This is a genomic window from Longicatena sp., from assembly GCF_982403165.1.
In genome coordinates this window covers 1-14,316 of record NZ_CEVYEL010000011.1, presented here as the reverse complement: position 1 = coordinate 14,316, position 14,316 = coordinate 1, and the positions used below count along the sequence as shown (strand labels likewise).

The 14,316-nt window shown below is 39.7% G+C and carries 15 protein-coding genes, 1 pseudogene and 1 riboswitch; of the genes and pseudogenes, 12 read left to right on the top strand and 4 right to left on the bottom strand.

Annotated features, from left to right (window positions below):
• Window positions 1-44 precede the first annotated feature (44 nt).
• Window positions 45-590, top strand: coding sequence for a type IV toxin-antitoxin system AbiEi family antitoxin domain-containing protein (locus AC1VS3_RS03785; RefSeq protein ID WP_213540241.1), 546 nt, complete (start codon window positions 45-47; stop codon window positions 588-590).
• The gene (locus AC1VS3_RS03780; protein WP_008689084.1) at window positions 587-1,435 is read left to right on the top strand and encodes a nucleotidyl transferase AbiEii/AbiGii toxin family protein; all 849 of its coding nucleotides are present in this window, start codon (window positions 587-589) and stop codon (window positions 1,433-1,435) included. Before AC1VS3_RS03785 ends, AC1VS3_RS03780 begins: the two co-directional genes overlap by 4 nt.
• A gap of 70 nt (window positions 1,436-1,505) precedes the next feature.
• On the opposite strand, the gene AC1VS3_RS03775 is transcribed toward AC1VS3_RS03780, so the two are convergent.
• From AC1VS3_RS03775 to AC1VS3_RS03760, 4 genes and pseudogenes are all read right to left on the bottom strand, one after another.
• Window positions 1,506-1,922 carry an arsenate reductase/protein-tyrosine-phosphatase family protein gene (locus AC1VS3_RS03775; RefSeq protein ID WP_008689082.1) on the bottom strand — a complete coding sequence of 139 codons (417 nt, stop codon included), beginning with the start codon at window positions 1,920-1,922 and terminating at the stop codon, window positions 1,506-1,508.
• On the bottom strand, window positions 1,915-2,259 hold the full coding sequence (locus AC1VS3_RS03770; protein WP_008689081.1) for a thioredoxin family protein: 345 nt from the start codon (window positions 2,257-2,259) through the stop codon (window positions 1,915-1,917). Before AC1VS3_RS03770 ends, AC1VS3_RS03775 begins: the two co-directional genes overlap by 8 nt.
• 18 nt (window positions 2,260-2,277) lie before the next feature.
• Window positions 2,278-3,218 (bottom strand): annotated as a pseudogene (locus AC1VS3_RS03765) (permease).
• Window positions 3,219-3,369: 151 nt separating this feature from the next.
• Entirely contained in the window at window positions 3,370-3,654 is a 285-nt protein-coding gene (locus AC1VS3_RS03760) for an ArsR/SmtB family transcription factor (protein ID WP_008689078.1), read from the bottom strand.
• 315 nt (window positions 3,655-3,969) lie between these two features.
• Window positions 3,970-4,068, top strand: a riboswitch (purine riboswitch).
• Window positions 4,069-4,123: 55 nt separating this feature from the next.
• Between AC1VS3_RS03760 and AC1VS3_RS03755 the strand changes: the two genes are divergently transcribed.
• The 10 genes from AC1VS3_RS03755 (at window position 4,124) to AC1VS3_RS03710 (ending at window position 14,198) form a co-directional block, all read left to right on the top strand.
• Window positions 4,124-5,449: a uracil-xanthine permease family protein gene (locus AC1VS3_RS03755; RefSeq protein ID WP_119957480.1), complete on the top strand. Its 1,326-nt coding sequence runs from the start codon at window positions 4,124-4,126 to the stop codon at window positions 5,447-5,449.
• Window position 5,450: 1 nt separating this feature from the next.
• Window positions 5,451-5,975, top strand: coding sequence for a nucleoside-triphosphatase (locus tag AC1VS3_RS03750; protein ID WP_119957481.1), 525 nt, complete (start codon window positions 5,451-5,453; stop codon window positions 5,973-5,975).
• Window positions 5,976-6,139: 164 nt separating this feature from the next.
• Complete coding sequence (locus AC1VS3_RS03745) at window positions 6,140-7,153, top strand: ABC transporter substrate-binding protein (RefSeq protein ID WP_119957482.1); 1,014 nt, start codon at window positions 6,140-6,142, stop codon at window positions 7,151-7,153.
• Window positions 7,154-7,210: 57 nt separating this feature from the next.
• Window positions 7,211-8,188 carry a FecCD family ABC transporter permease gene (locus tag AC1VS3_RS03740; protein WP_321193009.1) on the top strand — a complete coding sequence of 326 codons (978 nt, stop codon included), beginning with the start codon at window positions 7,211-7,213 and terminating at the stop codon, window positions 8,186-8,188.
• Window positions 8,185-8,958, top strand: coding sequence for an ABC transporter ATP-binding protein (locus AC1VS3_RS03735; RefSeq protein WP_119983529.1), 774 nt, complete (start codon window positions 8,185-8,187; stop codon window positions 8,956-8,958). The genes AC1VS3_RS03740 and AC1VS3_RS03735 overlap by 4 nt, the downstream gene beginning before the upstream one ends.
• Before the next feature lie 6 nt (window positions 8,959-8,964).
• The gene (locus tag AC1VS3_RS03730) at window positions 8,965-9,741 is read left to right on the top strand and encodes an FAD binding domain-containing protein (protein WP_119983528.1); all 777 of its coding nucleotides are present in this window, start codon (window positions 8,965-8,967) and stop codon (window positions 9,739-9,741) included.
• Window positions 9,732-10,196, top strand: a complete 465-nt coding sequence (locus AC1VS3_RS03725) for a (2Fe-2S)-binding protein (RefSeq protein ID WP_008689070.1) — start codon at window positions 9,732-9,734, stop codon at window positions 10,194-10,196. Before AC1VS3_RS03730 ends, AC1VS3_RS03725 begins: the two co-directional genes overlap by 10 nt.
• Window positions 10,193-12,469 carry a xanthine dehydrogenase family protein molybdopterin-binding subunit gene (locus AC1VS3_RS03720; protein WP_481275519.1) on the top strand — a complete coding sequence of 759 codons (2,277 nt, stop codon included), beginning with the start codon at window positions 10,193-10,195 and terminating at the stop codon, window positions 12,467-12,469. Before AC1VS3_RS03725 ends, AC1VS3_RS03720 begins: the two co-directional genes overlap by 4 nt.
• Window positions 12,459-13,034 carry a nucleotidyltransferase family protein gene (locus AC1VS3_RS03715; protein WP_119983526.1) on the top strand — a complete coding sequence of 192 codons (576 nt, stop codon included), beginning with the start codon at window positions 12,459-12,461 and terminating at the stop codon, window positions 13,032-13,034. The genes AC1VS3_RS03720 and AC1VS3_RS03715 overlap by 11 nt, the downstream gene beginning before the upstream one ends.
• A gap of 357 nt (window positions 13,035-13,391) precedes the next feature.
• Window positions 13,392-14,198, top strand: a complete 807-nt coding sequence (locus tag AC1VS3_RS03710; protein WP_481275518.1) for a Cof-type HAD-IIB family hydrolase — start codon at window positions 13,392-13,394, stop codon at window positions 14,196-14,198.
• The last annotated feature ends 118 nt before the right edge of the window (window positions 14,199-14,316 follow it).

The window sequence follows — 14,316 nt, the reverse complement described above, 5'->3', positions numbered from 1 at the left end:
ATAAACCAAAAAGTCGCTGATATTTGTATTGAGTTATCATTTAAATTTTAACTACAGAACAAACGGTGAAACTCGGTTTTTCACGAATGTTGCTATCGCAATATGTGGAAAAAGGCCTTTTAGAACGAATTGGACATGGAGTTTACACAACACCACATACAATTATCGATGACATGTTTCTATTGCAGTGCAGGTCAGATAACATAATTTTTTCTCATGATACAGCATTGTTTTTAAATGGCTTATCTGATCGAACACCATTTATGCATATCATAACGATTCCTAGTAATACGTCTTTATCTAAAAGTATAAAAGAAAATTGTGTATGTTATTACATTAAACCCGAACTTCATAAGCTCGGTATGATTCAGGAAAAAACAACTTTTGGTAATACTGTAAATTGTTATAATGCGGAACGTACTGTATGTGACTTGCTTAGAAGTCGAAATCGGTGTGATGAGGAAACTGTTATCAGTGGAGTGAAAAATTATGCAAGGTATGCTGATAAGGACTTGAATCGACTTTTTACATATGCTTCTATATTGCGAGTTGATAAAACACTAAAAAAATATCTTGAGGTGTTGTTATGAACGCAAAAGCAATGAGCTTGAAAGCTAAAATAAAAAACTATGCTATAAAAAATAACATAGCTGCTCAAGTAGTATTACAAAATTTTATGTTTGAACGTTTTTTGGCAAGGCTTTCACGATCTAAGTACAGTCAAATGTTTGTGATTAAAGGAGGAATGCTGATTGCATCTTTAGTGGGAATAGATACAAGGGCTACAATGGATCTGGATGCAACGTTGCGGAATTTACCATTAAAAAAGGAAGAAATAGAAAAAGCCGTTAGAGAAATTTGCGCTCAACATTTAGATGATGATGTTAGATTTGAAATAAAATCTATTGAATGTATTAGAAAAGATGATGTGTATGGTGGTTATTGTGTAAAAATGCAAGCATTTTATGAAACCATTGTAACTCCTTTATCTTTAGATATATCGACAGGTGATATCATCACACTAGCAGCAGTTCCTTATGAATTTATTGGCATGTTTGATAATTCCATTCGTATAAAGCTATGGGTGTATAATATCGAAACTGTTATGGCTGAAAAATTAGAGGCAATTTTCAGTAGAGGAGTTTTTAGTACTCGCCCAAGGGATTATTATGATATATTCATCCTAGAAAAGACACAAGAATATGATTCGGATTTAGGAAGAGAAGCGTTTATTGCGACTGCTAAGCATAGAGGTAGTTATGAAAGAATAGCAGATACCAAAAGTATTGTAAAGATACTTAAAAATAATACGGATTTGCATGCAATGTGGAATAAATATCAGAAAAAATTTAATTATGCAGCAGACATTTCATTTTCTCAAACAATCGAAGCTATCAACCATCTAACAGAATGTCTATATGTAAACAATGATTAAAGTGATAAATTCATATAAAAATGCCATATGCTTACGTCTGAAAGCAGCATATGACATTTTCTTTTTTTATTCAATTTATATTTAGTTGTTTATCAGAAATTCGTTTTGCTAAAGTGATCACTTTGGCTTCGATTTGCAAAATGATATCCATAAACACATCATCATCTTGATTTGTCGGATCAAGTAATCCCCAATCTTCACGATATTGACAACTTATGGTAGGACATTGTACATGACAGCCCATGGTAATGACGATATCGACCGAAGGAATGTCCTTGATAAGTTTTGGATATTGTTCTTTCTCCATATCGATTTGATAGTGCTGTTTCAGCAAACGAATTGCATCCGCATTTATATTAGATTTGATATGCGTCCCGGCTGAATAGCTTTCAAATATCTCACCTGCTAAATGTCTTCCCAATGCTTCAGCTATTTGACTGCGACATGCATTATGCACGCAGATAAAGGCGACTTTAGGTTTATTCATGGGTATTCTTGCGGAATGTTTGTGTGAGTAGCTGTTTACATTCCTCTACGCTTAATACTTTCCCATAAGATAATAGTTTTCCTTTATAGACAATAGCAGGTGTGCTCATTACACCAAAAGCAGCAATTTGGGCAAAATCAGTTACATGACGGACAGGAATCTGTAATTGCAGTTCCTCTAAGGCTGTCATGACGGAAGATGTTAATTTCTGACATTTCGCACATCCTGAACCTAGTATCAGTAATTCAGAAGCATCCTTATTGAATTCAGTTTGGTTCATTTTTGTAAAATCTGTGTTACAGCAAGAGTTGTTTTCTTTTTTCTTAAATATGTTCATGATAATCGTACCTCATTTCTATAAAAAGTTTTGTAAGATGTTAAAGAAATAACCAACAGCGATAATACCAAAGGTGCAGATGGCAATAAAGACGCCTAACAATTTAGGTTTCAAAGCCTTTCTTAACATAATCAAAGATGGCAAACTTAAGGTAGTTACCGCCATCATGAAAGCTAGGACACTGCCAAGATCTGCTCCTTTTGCCAATAAAGCTTCGGCAATGGGGATAGTCCCGAAAATATCGGCATACATTGGAATGCCAACGATGGTAGCAAGAATAACACCAAAGGGATTATGGCTTCCTAACAAAGAAGTTATCCATTCTTTTGGTATCCAGTTATGAATGAATGCGCCGAGAGCAACGCCGACTACAATATAGGGGAATACCTTTTGAAAGGTTTCTTTTACCTGCTCCTTGGCATATTGCAGACGATCCTTGCGTGAGAGCTGCACCTCATGTATTGCCATGCAGTTGGCTTGCGAAATGATGTCTTCCACTTGCTGTTCAAGATGCATCTTTTCGATGAAGGCACCACCAAGAATCGCAACGAGCAATCCTAACAAAACATATAGGATTGCAATTTCACTGCCAAAAATGCTCATTAATAATACCAAGCTGCCTAAATCAACCATCGGGGAAGATATAAAAACGAAAAGGTAACACCCAAAGGCAACCCGGCACTGGTAAAGCCAATAAATAAGGGGATGGAAGAGCAAGAGCAAAAAGGGGTTACGGTTCCTAACAATGCCGATATCAGATTTGCTTTGATGCCATGATAACGTGCAGCGATAGAACGACTTTTTTCCGGAGGAAAATAACTTTGAATATAGGAAATGAGAAAGATAAGCAAGCACAATAACAAGGTTATCTTTACCACATCATAAAAGAAAAAATGCAGACTTGCGCCAAGACGACTTTGTATATCGACGCCAATGGCTTGAAGAAATGCCGCAAACATATCTTTTAACCATTGCATGCCAAGCACTTGATCTTGTAGAAATAATATTACGCTTTGTACAATGCGCATGAAATACCTCCTTGCTTTCATATTAAAAAAAATTGATGTGAGTGATGTTAAGAAAAGTCATAGCTAGCATGACTTTGTTTTTTTAATCATCTCCTGCAAGAATCTTTTGTAAACGTTTCAAAGCATAGGCACAACCTTCAGGATTTATTCGATAATGTGTCCATTTCCCATCCTGGCGACTAGTTATGATGCCGGATTCGCATAAGATCTTCATATGATAAGATAAAGAAGATTGACCGATTTGCATGTCTTCAATCAGCGAACAGGCACATTTTTCTTGATTCTTTAATAACGCTATGATACGTAAGCGTTTCTCATCACATAAAGCCTTAAAAATGATTGCATCTTCTGTATAACGATCTTGCATCTTATCACCTCATATCAAAATTATTTGATATGATAAGTTTACGGTATGTTTTTGTGAAAGTCAAGACAAAAGAAACTTATTTGTATATCATAAAGAAATACGCGGAAACAGCCATTTTCTTACCAATTCTACATGCCATGAATGTAACATTTTAATTGCTTGCGAATAAATTTTTAAGCGATATGCTGCCGCATGAGAAAAACATGTTATGCTGCATAGAAAACACGCACTGTTTGGCCTTTTGAAGTTGAATTTAACTTTACATTTCAGATAAGAAGATGCATTCTATACTTACTATAGTAAATTGTCGAAATTTGTGATAAAATGTCATAGTTTCGTATACGTCTGCCGGTATGGGGCAGATGTTTCTACCCCAATCCATACTTTGGGACTACGAAATCAGACGTTTTTACTATGGAATGGCTGATTCTCGTATGTCGTATACGAGAATTTTTTTATGGAGGAAACTATGGAAGAGAGAAAGAAAGATACAATTTATGAACTTGATGGCACGGTACCTTTGAAAAAGGCCCTGCCTTTAGGTATTCAGCACATCTTAGCAATGTTTCTTGGTAACATTTCACCATTGATCATCATTTGCGGTATGCTGCAGATGAATGGAGCATTGAAAATGACCTTGATTCAGAATGCTATGTTTGTTGCCGGTGTTGCAACCTTGATACAGCTGTATCCCTTCTGGAAAATTGGTAGTGGTTTACCAATCGTCATGGGAACAAGCTCTGGTTTTATCGGTACAGCAAAAGCCATTGGGGCAGCCTTTGGTTATGGGGCGTTGATGGGAGCTAGCTTTGTTGGTGGTTTATTTGAAATGGTACTTGGGTATTTCATTAAACCATTGCGTAAGTTGTTTCCACCGGTTGTTACAAGCTTAGTTATTATTTCTATTGGTTTATCTTTACTGCCAGTTGGTATTAATTACTTTGGCGGCGGCAGTGGAGCTGCCGATTTTGGTGCCGTAAATCATTTGGCTGTTGGTACCTTTGTCATTTTGGTTATCTTGATAGCAAAACAGTTCAAGGGAGCTATCAATAACGCATCTATCTTGATTGGTATCGTTGCAGGCTATCTTTTGGCTATCATCTTAGGTATGGTCGATTTTACACAGGTGGTAGAAGCTAATTGGATTGCGTTACCATCCTTTATGCCAGTAGGTTTTGATTTCAATATGCAGGCAATCATTGCAATGGGCATCATGTTTATTGCGACAACTGTTGAAACAATTGGTGATACCAGTGGAGTAGCGAATGGTGGATTGAATCGAGAAGCAACAGATAAAGAATTGCAGGGTAGTGTCATGGCAGATGGTCTTGGCTCTGTGTTAGGCTCCATTTTTGGTGTATTGCCAAATACTAGCTTTTCTCAGAATGTTGGTTTGGTAGCGGTAACCAAGGTCGTGAATCGTTTTGTCATCATGACTGGCGCAGTTTTCTTGATCTTATGTGGCTTTTGTCCAAAGCTGAGTGCTTTGTTCTCTGTTATGCCACAGTCTGTATTAGGTGGTGCTGCGGTCATCATGTTTGCGATGATCTTAGTGAGTGGTATTCAATCTTTGACCAGAAAGCCATTAACGGAACGTGATGGTCTGATCGTGGCATTAGCAATCGGCTTGGGTGTCGGTATTGGAAATGTACCGGCAGTCTTAGCACAGCTGCCTAGCTGGGTAGGCAATATCTTTGCCCAGAATGGCATTATCATGACCTTTGTGATAGCAACTGTATTAAATCTTGTCTTACCTAAAGATAAAGAAGATCCTAAGCAAATCGAAGAGGCATAATATGAAGGTGTTTTTGACAGGTCGTATCCAGTGTGGAAAATCAACCTGTATCAAACAACTTATCAAGGAGTGTTCGTTAGCCGTTTGTGGCTTTCAGACACTTCCTTTTTATGAACAAGGGATACGCACTGGTTTTTATATGCATGCTTTATGGGATAATTCTTATAACGATGTACGTTTTTCAATACAGCATCCTACATATAACGAGGTCATTCCCCAGGTGTTTGATCAATTTGGAGTAGCGGTGTTACAGCATGCAAGACAATTTTTAATAGAAAAGAAACAACAAAAACCAGTCTTGATAGTAGATGAAATCGGGCGTTTGGAACAAGCGGAAAAAGCGTATTTAAAACTCTTACAAGATAGTATTGCAAAGGCACAAAACGTCCTTGGTGTTTTGAAGAAATGTGAGGTACAATATATACAAGCCATTGCTGCCAGAAAAGATGTGCAAGTTTTTGATCTGGATGTGATGAGTTATGATGAGGTTTATGACAAGGTGTTGGCATTATTAAAAAGCCGATGAAACTATCGTGATTCTTTATAAGAAACGATAATCTTTTATAAAGATGTTATAGTGTTTCTACCATAAGTGTTGGATGGTGAATATTGTGTACACAGATTAGCTCATAGAACGCACGTTCACAAGCTTGTGCCATATCAACAAAACCGATGAAGAAGGGTGATATAATGAAGATATTTAAAAAATTAGGAATCTTAGTGACGACCATGAGTTTGCTTGTTGGCATGAGTGCCTGTACGCAGCAACCTAATAAGGAAACAACAAAAACAGAAGGTATTACGATCATTGATCAAGCAGGTCGTAAAGTGACATTGGAAAAACCAGCGGAAAAGGTAGTTAGTGGCTATTATATTGCGACTTCTACTTTGCTTGGATTAGGTCAAAAGGACAAGCTGGTTGGGGTAGAGATGAAAGCGGATAAACGTCCGATCTATAAAATGGCAGCGCCCGAAATCGTTAAGTTGCCAGCCATGGGCAATAAGAAAATGTTTAATGTAGAAGAATGTGCCAAAGTGAAACCGGATGTTGTGTTTTTGCCGGTAAGTCTGAAAAGCTATGTGGAGAAATTGGAAAGTCTGAATATCAAGGTAATCTTGTTACAGCCGGAAACCATGGATAGCTATGATGAGGCAGTAGATATCATCGCCAAGGCTTGTGGGGCACAAAAGCAGGCAAAGGCTTATTTTGCATATCGTAAAAACTTATATGAAACATATATCAAAGATGAAAACGCAAATAAAAGAGTATATTTTGCAGGAACAAAGGCATTGCAGAGCGCAGGTATAGATATGTTTCAAAGTGAATTGTTGAAGGTGGCTGGTGCTGAGAATGTCATGAAAGAAAATGGTAAGGGCAATTGGCTGCGTATCAATAAGGAAACACTTATCAAAGCGAATCCGGATATTATTTTCATTGAACAAAAAGGTGCTAAAGTAAGTGACTTTACAAAAGATGCAGCTTTCGCGAGTGTCAATGCTGTAAAACATAAGCAAGTCTATGTTTTCCCGGCACATTTAGAAACTTGGGATACCCCTAATTTATCAAGCTGTTTAGGCGTTTTATGGACCTATGCAATTTTGTATCCTGAGCGTGTTTCTATGGATATCGTAAAACAGGAAGCAAGATGCTTTTATCAACAATTTTACCAAATAGATGTAGATGTAGAAGAGCTGGGATGTTAAGCGAAAAGAACGGGGAATGTGTATATGCTTAATGCCAAGGGCAGAAAGGAGTAGGTGATGCATATGAAAAGATATTTCAGCTATGGACTCCTGCTGCTGATTCTGCTTGTGATTGCTTTACTGGCAGGGCGCTATGGTACAAATCTGCAGGACATGTTGGCTGCCCTTTGTTTCCATGGAGATGCTGGTATACAGGCTATTGTTTGGAATATTCGCATACCGCGTATCTTATTGGTACTTGCCGGTGGTGGGGCGTTGGCTGTCAGTGGATTGATTTATCAAACCATCTTCAAGAATCCATTAGCTTCCGGTGATGTGATTGGGGCAAGCAGTGGTTGTTCCTTAGGGGCTGCCCTTGCCATCGTGCTGTTTCATGATGAACCATGGATTACGATGCTCATGGCGTTTGGCTGTGGATTGCTGCTTGTTATTTTCACCATGCTATTGGCAACAAAAGTACATGGAAATCGCATCTTGAATTTAGTCATTGCCGGCATCATCTTACAAGCTGTAGCAACTTCATTCCTGATGTTATTGAAATTAGCCGCAGATCCTTATCAGGAATTAGCTAGCATTGAATACTGGCTGATGGGGGGCTTTGGCGATGCTACTTGGACACAGGCTTTACTATGCATCGGTGTTAGTGCGATTTGTATGATTTCGCTTTATCTTTTACGCTGGCAGATTCAAATGCTGTCATTTGGTGAAGAAACGACAACATTAGGCGTTAGAGAAAAGCAGATTCGCTGGATAGCGTTATTGTTATCTACCTGTATGATTGCCACGGTTGTCAGTGTAGCCGGTATCGTGAGCTGGGTAGGTCTTTTGATACCGCATGCCGTACGCTTGCTCTATCATCAGCCTTTAAGCAAGGCACTTGGCAAGACGTTTTTTGGGGGAGCCTGTTTCCTTTTGGTTTGTGATACCTTAGCACGAGCTGTATTAGCGATAGAACTGCCTATCAGTATATTGACTTCCTTGTTTGGTGCGCTTTTTCTGATTATCGTCTTTGTGAAAGGCAGGTTTTCATTATGATCGAAGTGGTTCATGTTAGTGTGGCATATGAGCTAAAAGAAGTGTTGCATGATATCAGCTTAACCATTCCCAAAGGTCGCATCGTGATGATGTTAGGAGAAAATGGCAGTGGCAAAACAACGCTGATGAAAGCCATGTTGGATAAGCTTCCTTTCGTGCAAGGGGATATCCTAAGGAAGCAAGAATCCTTGCGCAAGCTCAACGAAAAGCAACGCGCTGCCTGTTTTAGCTATGTTCCCCAGATCAAGGAAATGGTGGCGGATATCAAGGTGATGGATTGTATTGTTGCCGGTTGTACACGACGATTGTCACTGTTTGAAGTTCCTGACGCAAAGGAATATGCCAAAGCAAACGCTGTCCTAAAAAAGTTTCAGCTTGCCCATATCAAGGATAAATATTTACATGAAATCAGTGGAGGAGAGCTGCAAATGACCTATGTAGCCAGAGCTTTTTTACAGGATAGTGAGGTCATTATCATGGATGAACCATGTACTTATCTAGATTTCCAGCACCAGCATCTTTTCTTGCAACAGGCAAAACAGCTGGCACAGCAAGGAACATCCTTATTCATCAGCATCCATGATCCTAATTTGGCTTTGCAATATGCAGATGATATTTACATTCTGCATGAAGGAAGGATATATACGCATTTGAAAAAAGAAGAACCCTTCTTACGCAGAAGGTGCTGTGAATGTTATAATACAATATATGGAAAACACTTTGCTTTAGCAGGGGATGATAGCTCTGGCTATCTGGTATGGAAGGAGTAGAAGATCATGCTGCATATGCAACAATATGTAAAAGCGTCATCGCTGGATGAGGCGTATACGCTGTTAATGAAAAATCGTAATCATCAAATTTTAGGAGGCATGCAGTGGCTGAAAATGCAAGATCGTGTGGTACCAATGGCAATTGATCTGCAGGCATTGCATCTGGATGAAATCAAGGAACAGGAAGACTATATTGAAATTGGTGCAATGTGTACATTGCGCCAGTTGGAAACAAGCCCGATTCTTTTAAAAGCCTTTGGTACGCTGATACAGGATAGCATCAAAGATATTGTAGGGGTACAATTTCGCAATACAGCAACGATTGGCGGCAGTTTGTATTCACGTTTTGGCTTTTCTGATATACTTACAGCCTTCATGGTATTAGATACAAGCGTAGTACTCTATCATCAAGGAGAAATAAAGCTGAGTGATTACAGCAAACAGCCTTATGAGCGTGATATATTAACCCATATCCGCATCCGTAAAGAACCCCTTTTGACAAAATTTTTATGTATGCGCAAAAGTGCTACAGATTTATCCGTATTAAATTTTGCCATCGCCAAAACGGCGACTAACTATCGCATTGCTATTGGTGCCAGACCAAAGCGTGCAGAATTGGTGGTATTACCGGTAAGCTATGATGATAAGCAGATTGAAGAAGCCCTTTTCGCAATTGAGTTAGCGGATAATATGCGTGGCTCTAAGGAATATCGCAAAGCATTAGTACATGCCTTTGTACAAAAAAGCTATACAGCACTTCAGGAGGAAGCAACATGCAGATAACGATGATGATCAATGGACAGCGTATCACAGATGATATCAAACCGGATATGCTTTTATTAGATTTTTTACGTGCACATGGCTGTTACAGTGTCAAACGCGGTTGTGAAACAAGCAATTGCGGGTTATGTACGGTTTGGCTAGATGGTAAACCCATCTTATCCTGCAGTATGTTGGCTGTTCGCTGTGATGGACATGCCGTTACGACTTTAGAAGGCGTTGAACAAGAAGCACATGAATTTGCGGACTATATGGCAAAACAAGGTGCTGAGCAATGTGGATTTTGTTCTCCTGGCTTGATCATGAATGTTTTAGCAATGAAAAAGGAATTGCAGCAGCCCACACGTGAAGCAATTAATCACTATCTGGCCGGCAATTTGTGTCGCTGTACCGGTTATATGGGACAACTTAGAGCGATTGAAGCTTATTTACAAGAAAAAGGAGGCGAACAGGCATGAAACATATCTCACAGCCCGTTGTAAAAAAGGATGCCTATGCCTTATTAAGCGGTAAACCTGTCTATACCGGCGATATGGTGCCCAAAGATGCCTTGATCCTAAAGCTGTTACGCTCTCCGCATGCCTATGCGCGCATCAAGGCCATTGATACAAGTGCAGCCTTGAAAATGCCCGGTGTTGTGGCTGTTTATACATGGAAAGATGTTCCGGATGTACGCTTTACCTTAGCCGGACAAACTTATCCTGAACCCTCTCCTTATGATCGTAAGATCTTAGATGAAATCGTACGGTATGTAGGCGATGAAGTAGCCATCATTGCCGCAGAAACGCAAGATGCAGCTGAAAAAGCGATGAAGCTGATCAAGGTTGATTATGAGGTATATGAACCATTATTAGACTTTACCAAGGCCATCGATAATGAGATCATCGTACATCAAGAAGATAATTATCGTACGCTGTGTGAGATAGGCAATGCGCGTATGCGTAATATCTGTTCACAAGGGGAAAGCTGTGTCGGTGATATTGATGCGGCGTTTGCGGATTGTGATGTTATCTTGGAAAGAGATTATCATACAAAAGCCAATGCTCAAGCGATGATGGAAACCTTTCGCTCTTATGCCTATGTCGATGCCTTTGATCGTTTGAATGTCGTCAGCTCTACTCAGGTACCTTTCCATGTTCGCCGTATGGTTGCCAATGCTTTAGAGATTCCAAAAGCTAAGATACGTATCTTAAAACCACGCATTGGCGGTGGCTTTGGCGCAAAGCAAACCGGTTGTTGTGAAATCTTCACCGGCTTTGTGACGTGGAAATTAAAGCGTCCTAGTTATATCGTTTATAGTCGTGAAGAAACTTTTACGGCTAGCAATTCTCGTCATGAGATGAAGATGCATGTAAAGATCGGAGCGAAGAAAAACGGTGAGATCTTGGCGATTGATTTACATACCTTATCCAATACCGGCGCTTATGGTGAGCATGGTTCAACAACGGTTGGCTTAAGCGGTCATAAGTCCTTGCCGCTGTACAATCATGTCAAAGCTAGTCGTTTTACCTATGATGTCGTATACACCAATACGATGCAAGCCGGTGCTTATCGTGGATATGGGGCAACGCAAGGACAATTTGCGGTGGAATCCGCTGTTAATGAATTGGCCGATGCCCTTCATATGGATCCTTGTGAACTGCGTTTCATGAATATCGTTGGTGAAAATGAAATCATGTCCCAATACTATAATGAACATCTCAACAGCTGTGCTTTAGATCGCTGTCTGAAAAAAGCTATGGAAATGATTGGCTGGAAAGAAAAACAGTTATGTCGTGATATGGGGGATAAGCGGCGTGGTCTGGGTGTTGCCTTATCCATGCAGGGAAGCGGCATTGCCAATGTCGATATTGCCTCTGTTATCATCAAGTTGCAGGATGATGGTTTCTACACTTTATCCATCGGTGCTACCGATATGGGTACCGGCTGTGATACGATCTTAGCACAGATGGCGGCAGAATGTTTAGACTGTGAAGTTGAGCAAGTTGTTACACAGGCGGTTGATACCGATGCATCTCCTTATGATACCGGCTCCTATGCTTCCGCAACGACCTATGTCACCGGCATGGCGGTGGTCAAAGCATGTGAAGAATTGAAACAAAAAATCATCAACGAAGCGTCTATATTGATGGAAGTACCAAAAGAACATATCTGCTTTGATGGTGAACTGATTACGGCCATTGAAGATAAGAAACAGATGAGCCTAAAAGATTTTGCCAATACTTGCTTTGAAGGAGGCAAAGGGGAAGTGTTGATTGCCAATGCATCCCATTGCTCACCTACCTCACCACCACCGTTCATGGTTGGAATTGCCGAAGTGGATGTTGATAAGCTGACCGGTGAAATTTCATTAGTGGACTATGTTTCGGTTGTCGATTGTGGTACGGTCATCAATACGAATCTGGCTAAAATTCAGGCGGAAGGCGGTATCGCGCAAGGTATCGGTATGGCCTTGTATGAGGATATCAGCTATAGCAAACAAGGAAAGATGCGCAATCGCAGCTTCCTGCAATATAAGATACCAACACGATTGGATGTCGGCACGATTCGTGTGGACTTTGAAAGCAGTTATGAAGACCATGGTCCTTTTGGGGCAAAGTCCATCGGTGAGGTTGTCATCAATACGCCGGCACCAGCCATTGCCTCCGCGATTGCTCATGCCAGTGGTGTACAAATCAGAACGTTACCGATTACCGCAGAAAAGATCCTGTTGAAAAAAGATGAAGATTGATCTGGTTATCTTAGCTGCCGGTTATGCCAGACGCTTTCAAGGAAACAAATTGTTACATGTATGGCAAGGAAAACCCATCCTGGCACATGTGATGGATACTTGTCAACAAGTGGACTTTCATGCGATTCATGTGGTAAGTCAATATGAAGAAGTGTTGGCTTTGGCTCATACAAGAGGTATGCACGCTGTTAAGAATGATCATCCACAAAAAGGAATGTCATCTTCTCTTCAATTAGGTCAAAAAGCCGCCAAAGATGCGGATGCCATTGTCTTTCTTACCGGTGACATGCCTAAAATTAAGGCAGAAACTTTACAAAAATTATGTCATATGGCAGATGCACAACATATTATCTGTGCTGCGGTTCATGGAGCTATTCGCAATCCCATGCTGTTTCCAAGCTGCTGGTTTTCAGAATTTGATAGCTTAGTACATGAGGAAGGTGGAAAAACGATTGCCATGCGACATCAAGAAGCTTGTATCTTAATGGAAGTCAATGAAGCAGAAGTACAGGATATTGACACCAGAGAAGATTTACAACAATTTGATAATGCAATAGGTGGTTAGTAAAAAACTAGCCACTTTTGTTCTTGAAAAACATGCTTATAAAAAGAAAGTAATGTGGTTTAGATACATAAAAAAATCAGGTAGGTATTTGCATGATTTTTCGCTATAATAGATATAGAAAACATCATAAGATGTTTTGCTGGGAAAGCTTTTGAGAAATAAACAGGCTATTTCTTTTAATGGGCATGTACAGGTAAAAGCCAACTGCCTCAACAGGTGAATTGCAAAGGTGCCAACTGCATCAACAGGAAACAATCATAGGTGCTACCGGCATTAACAAGATATTTAGAACTGGGAAAAGCATATGGAATAGCTCAATCGTTTATTAGGAAAGCAAACAAGAAAAAGGAGAAGAATATGAACCAAGCGTATCAATTGATTTGTTGCGATTTAGATGGAACCTTATTAAATGAGAAGGATGAAGTTAGTGAGAAGAATAAGGAAATGATTCAACGCTGTCGTAAACAAGGCATGCAATTTGCCATCGTCAGCGGACGTCCGGTGGAGGGGATCTTACAGCTCATCAAACAATGGCAGATGGAAGAGATGGTCGATTATGTCATTGGCATGAATGGCGGTGTTGTTTATCATTGTAAAACAGCAATCAAAAAAGAATATCATCGTTTAGATGGCGCGATCATTAAAGCAATCATGGAGCATTATGCTGGCTGGAAAGTACGCTTTATCATCTTTGATGGTGCTAAGCGTTATGTCAGCTATAGTGATGAAGAAACCAAAAGGCTTGCCGCATCATATTGTGAACAGGAAGTACAGACAGACATGTTTACTTTATGTGATGTCCCACGTAATAAGCTAATTGTGCAATGCTATCCACAAGATATGCCAAAGGTAGAGGCTCATGGTAAGCAGTATCACAATGCACAATGTGTTTGTTTTAGAACAGCGGCAGATCTATTTGAATTTGTAAATCCACAAGTAAATAAAAGCAGTGGTATTCAAAAGCTGTGTGAGGATATTGGAATAACGATGCAAGAGGTTCTTACTTTTGGAGATACCAGCAATGATAATGAAATGCTGCGTGATGCTGGTTTGGGCGTATGGTTATGCAATGGCAGTGAAGATACCAAAGCCATGGCAGATGCTGTGGCAAAGGCGAATACAGAAAGTGGCGTTGGCTGTTTTTTAGAGGAATACATCTTATAGAAGCGATTATGCAAAGAGAAATTCAGTTTTAAAAAAAGAGCTTTCTTTGTTTCCATACCTAATGAGGTAATAAAAGGAAATGGCTTTTAGGATAGGAAAAAACATGGTATAGTAGTAC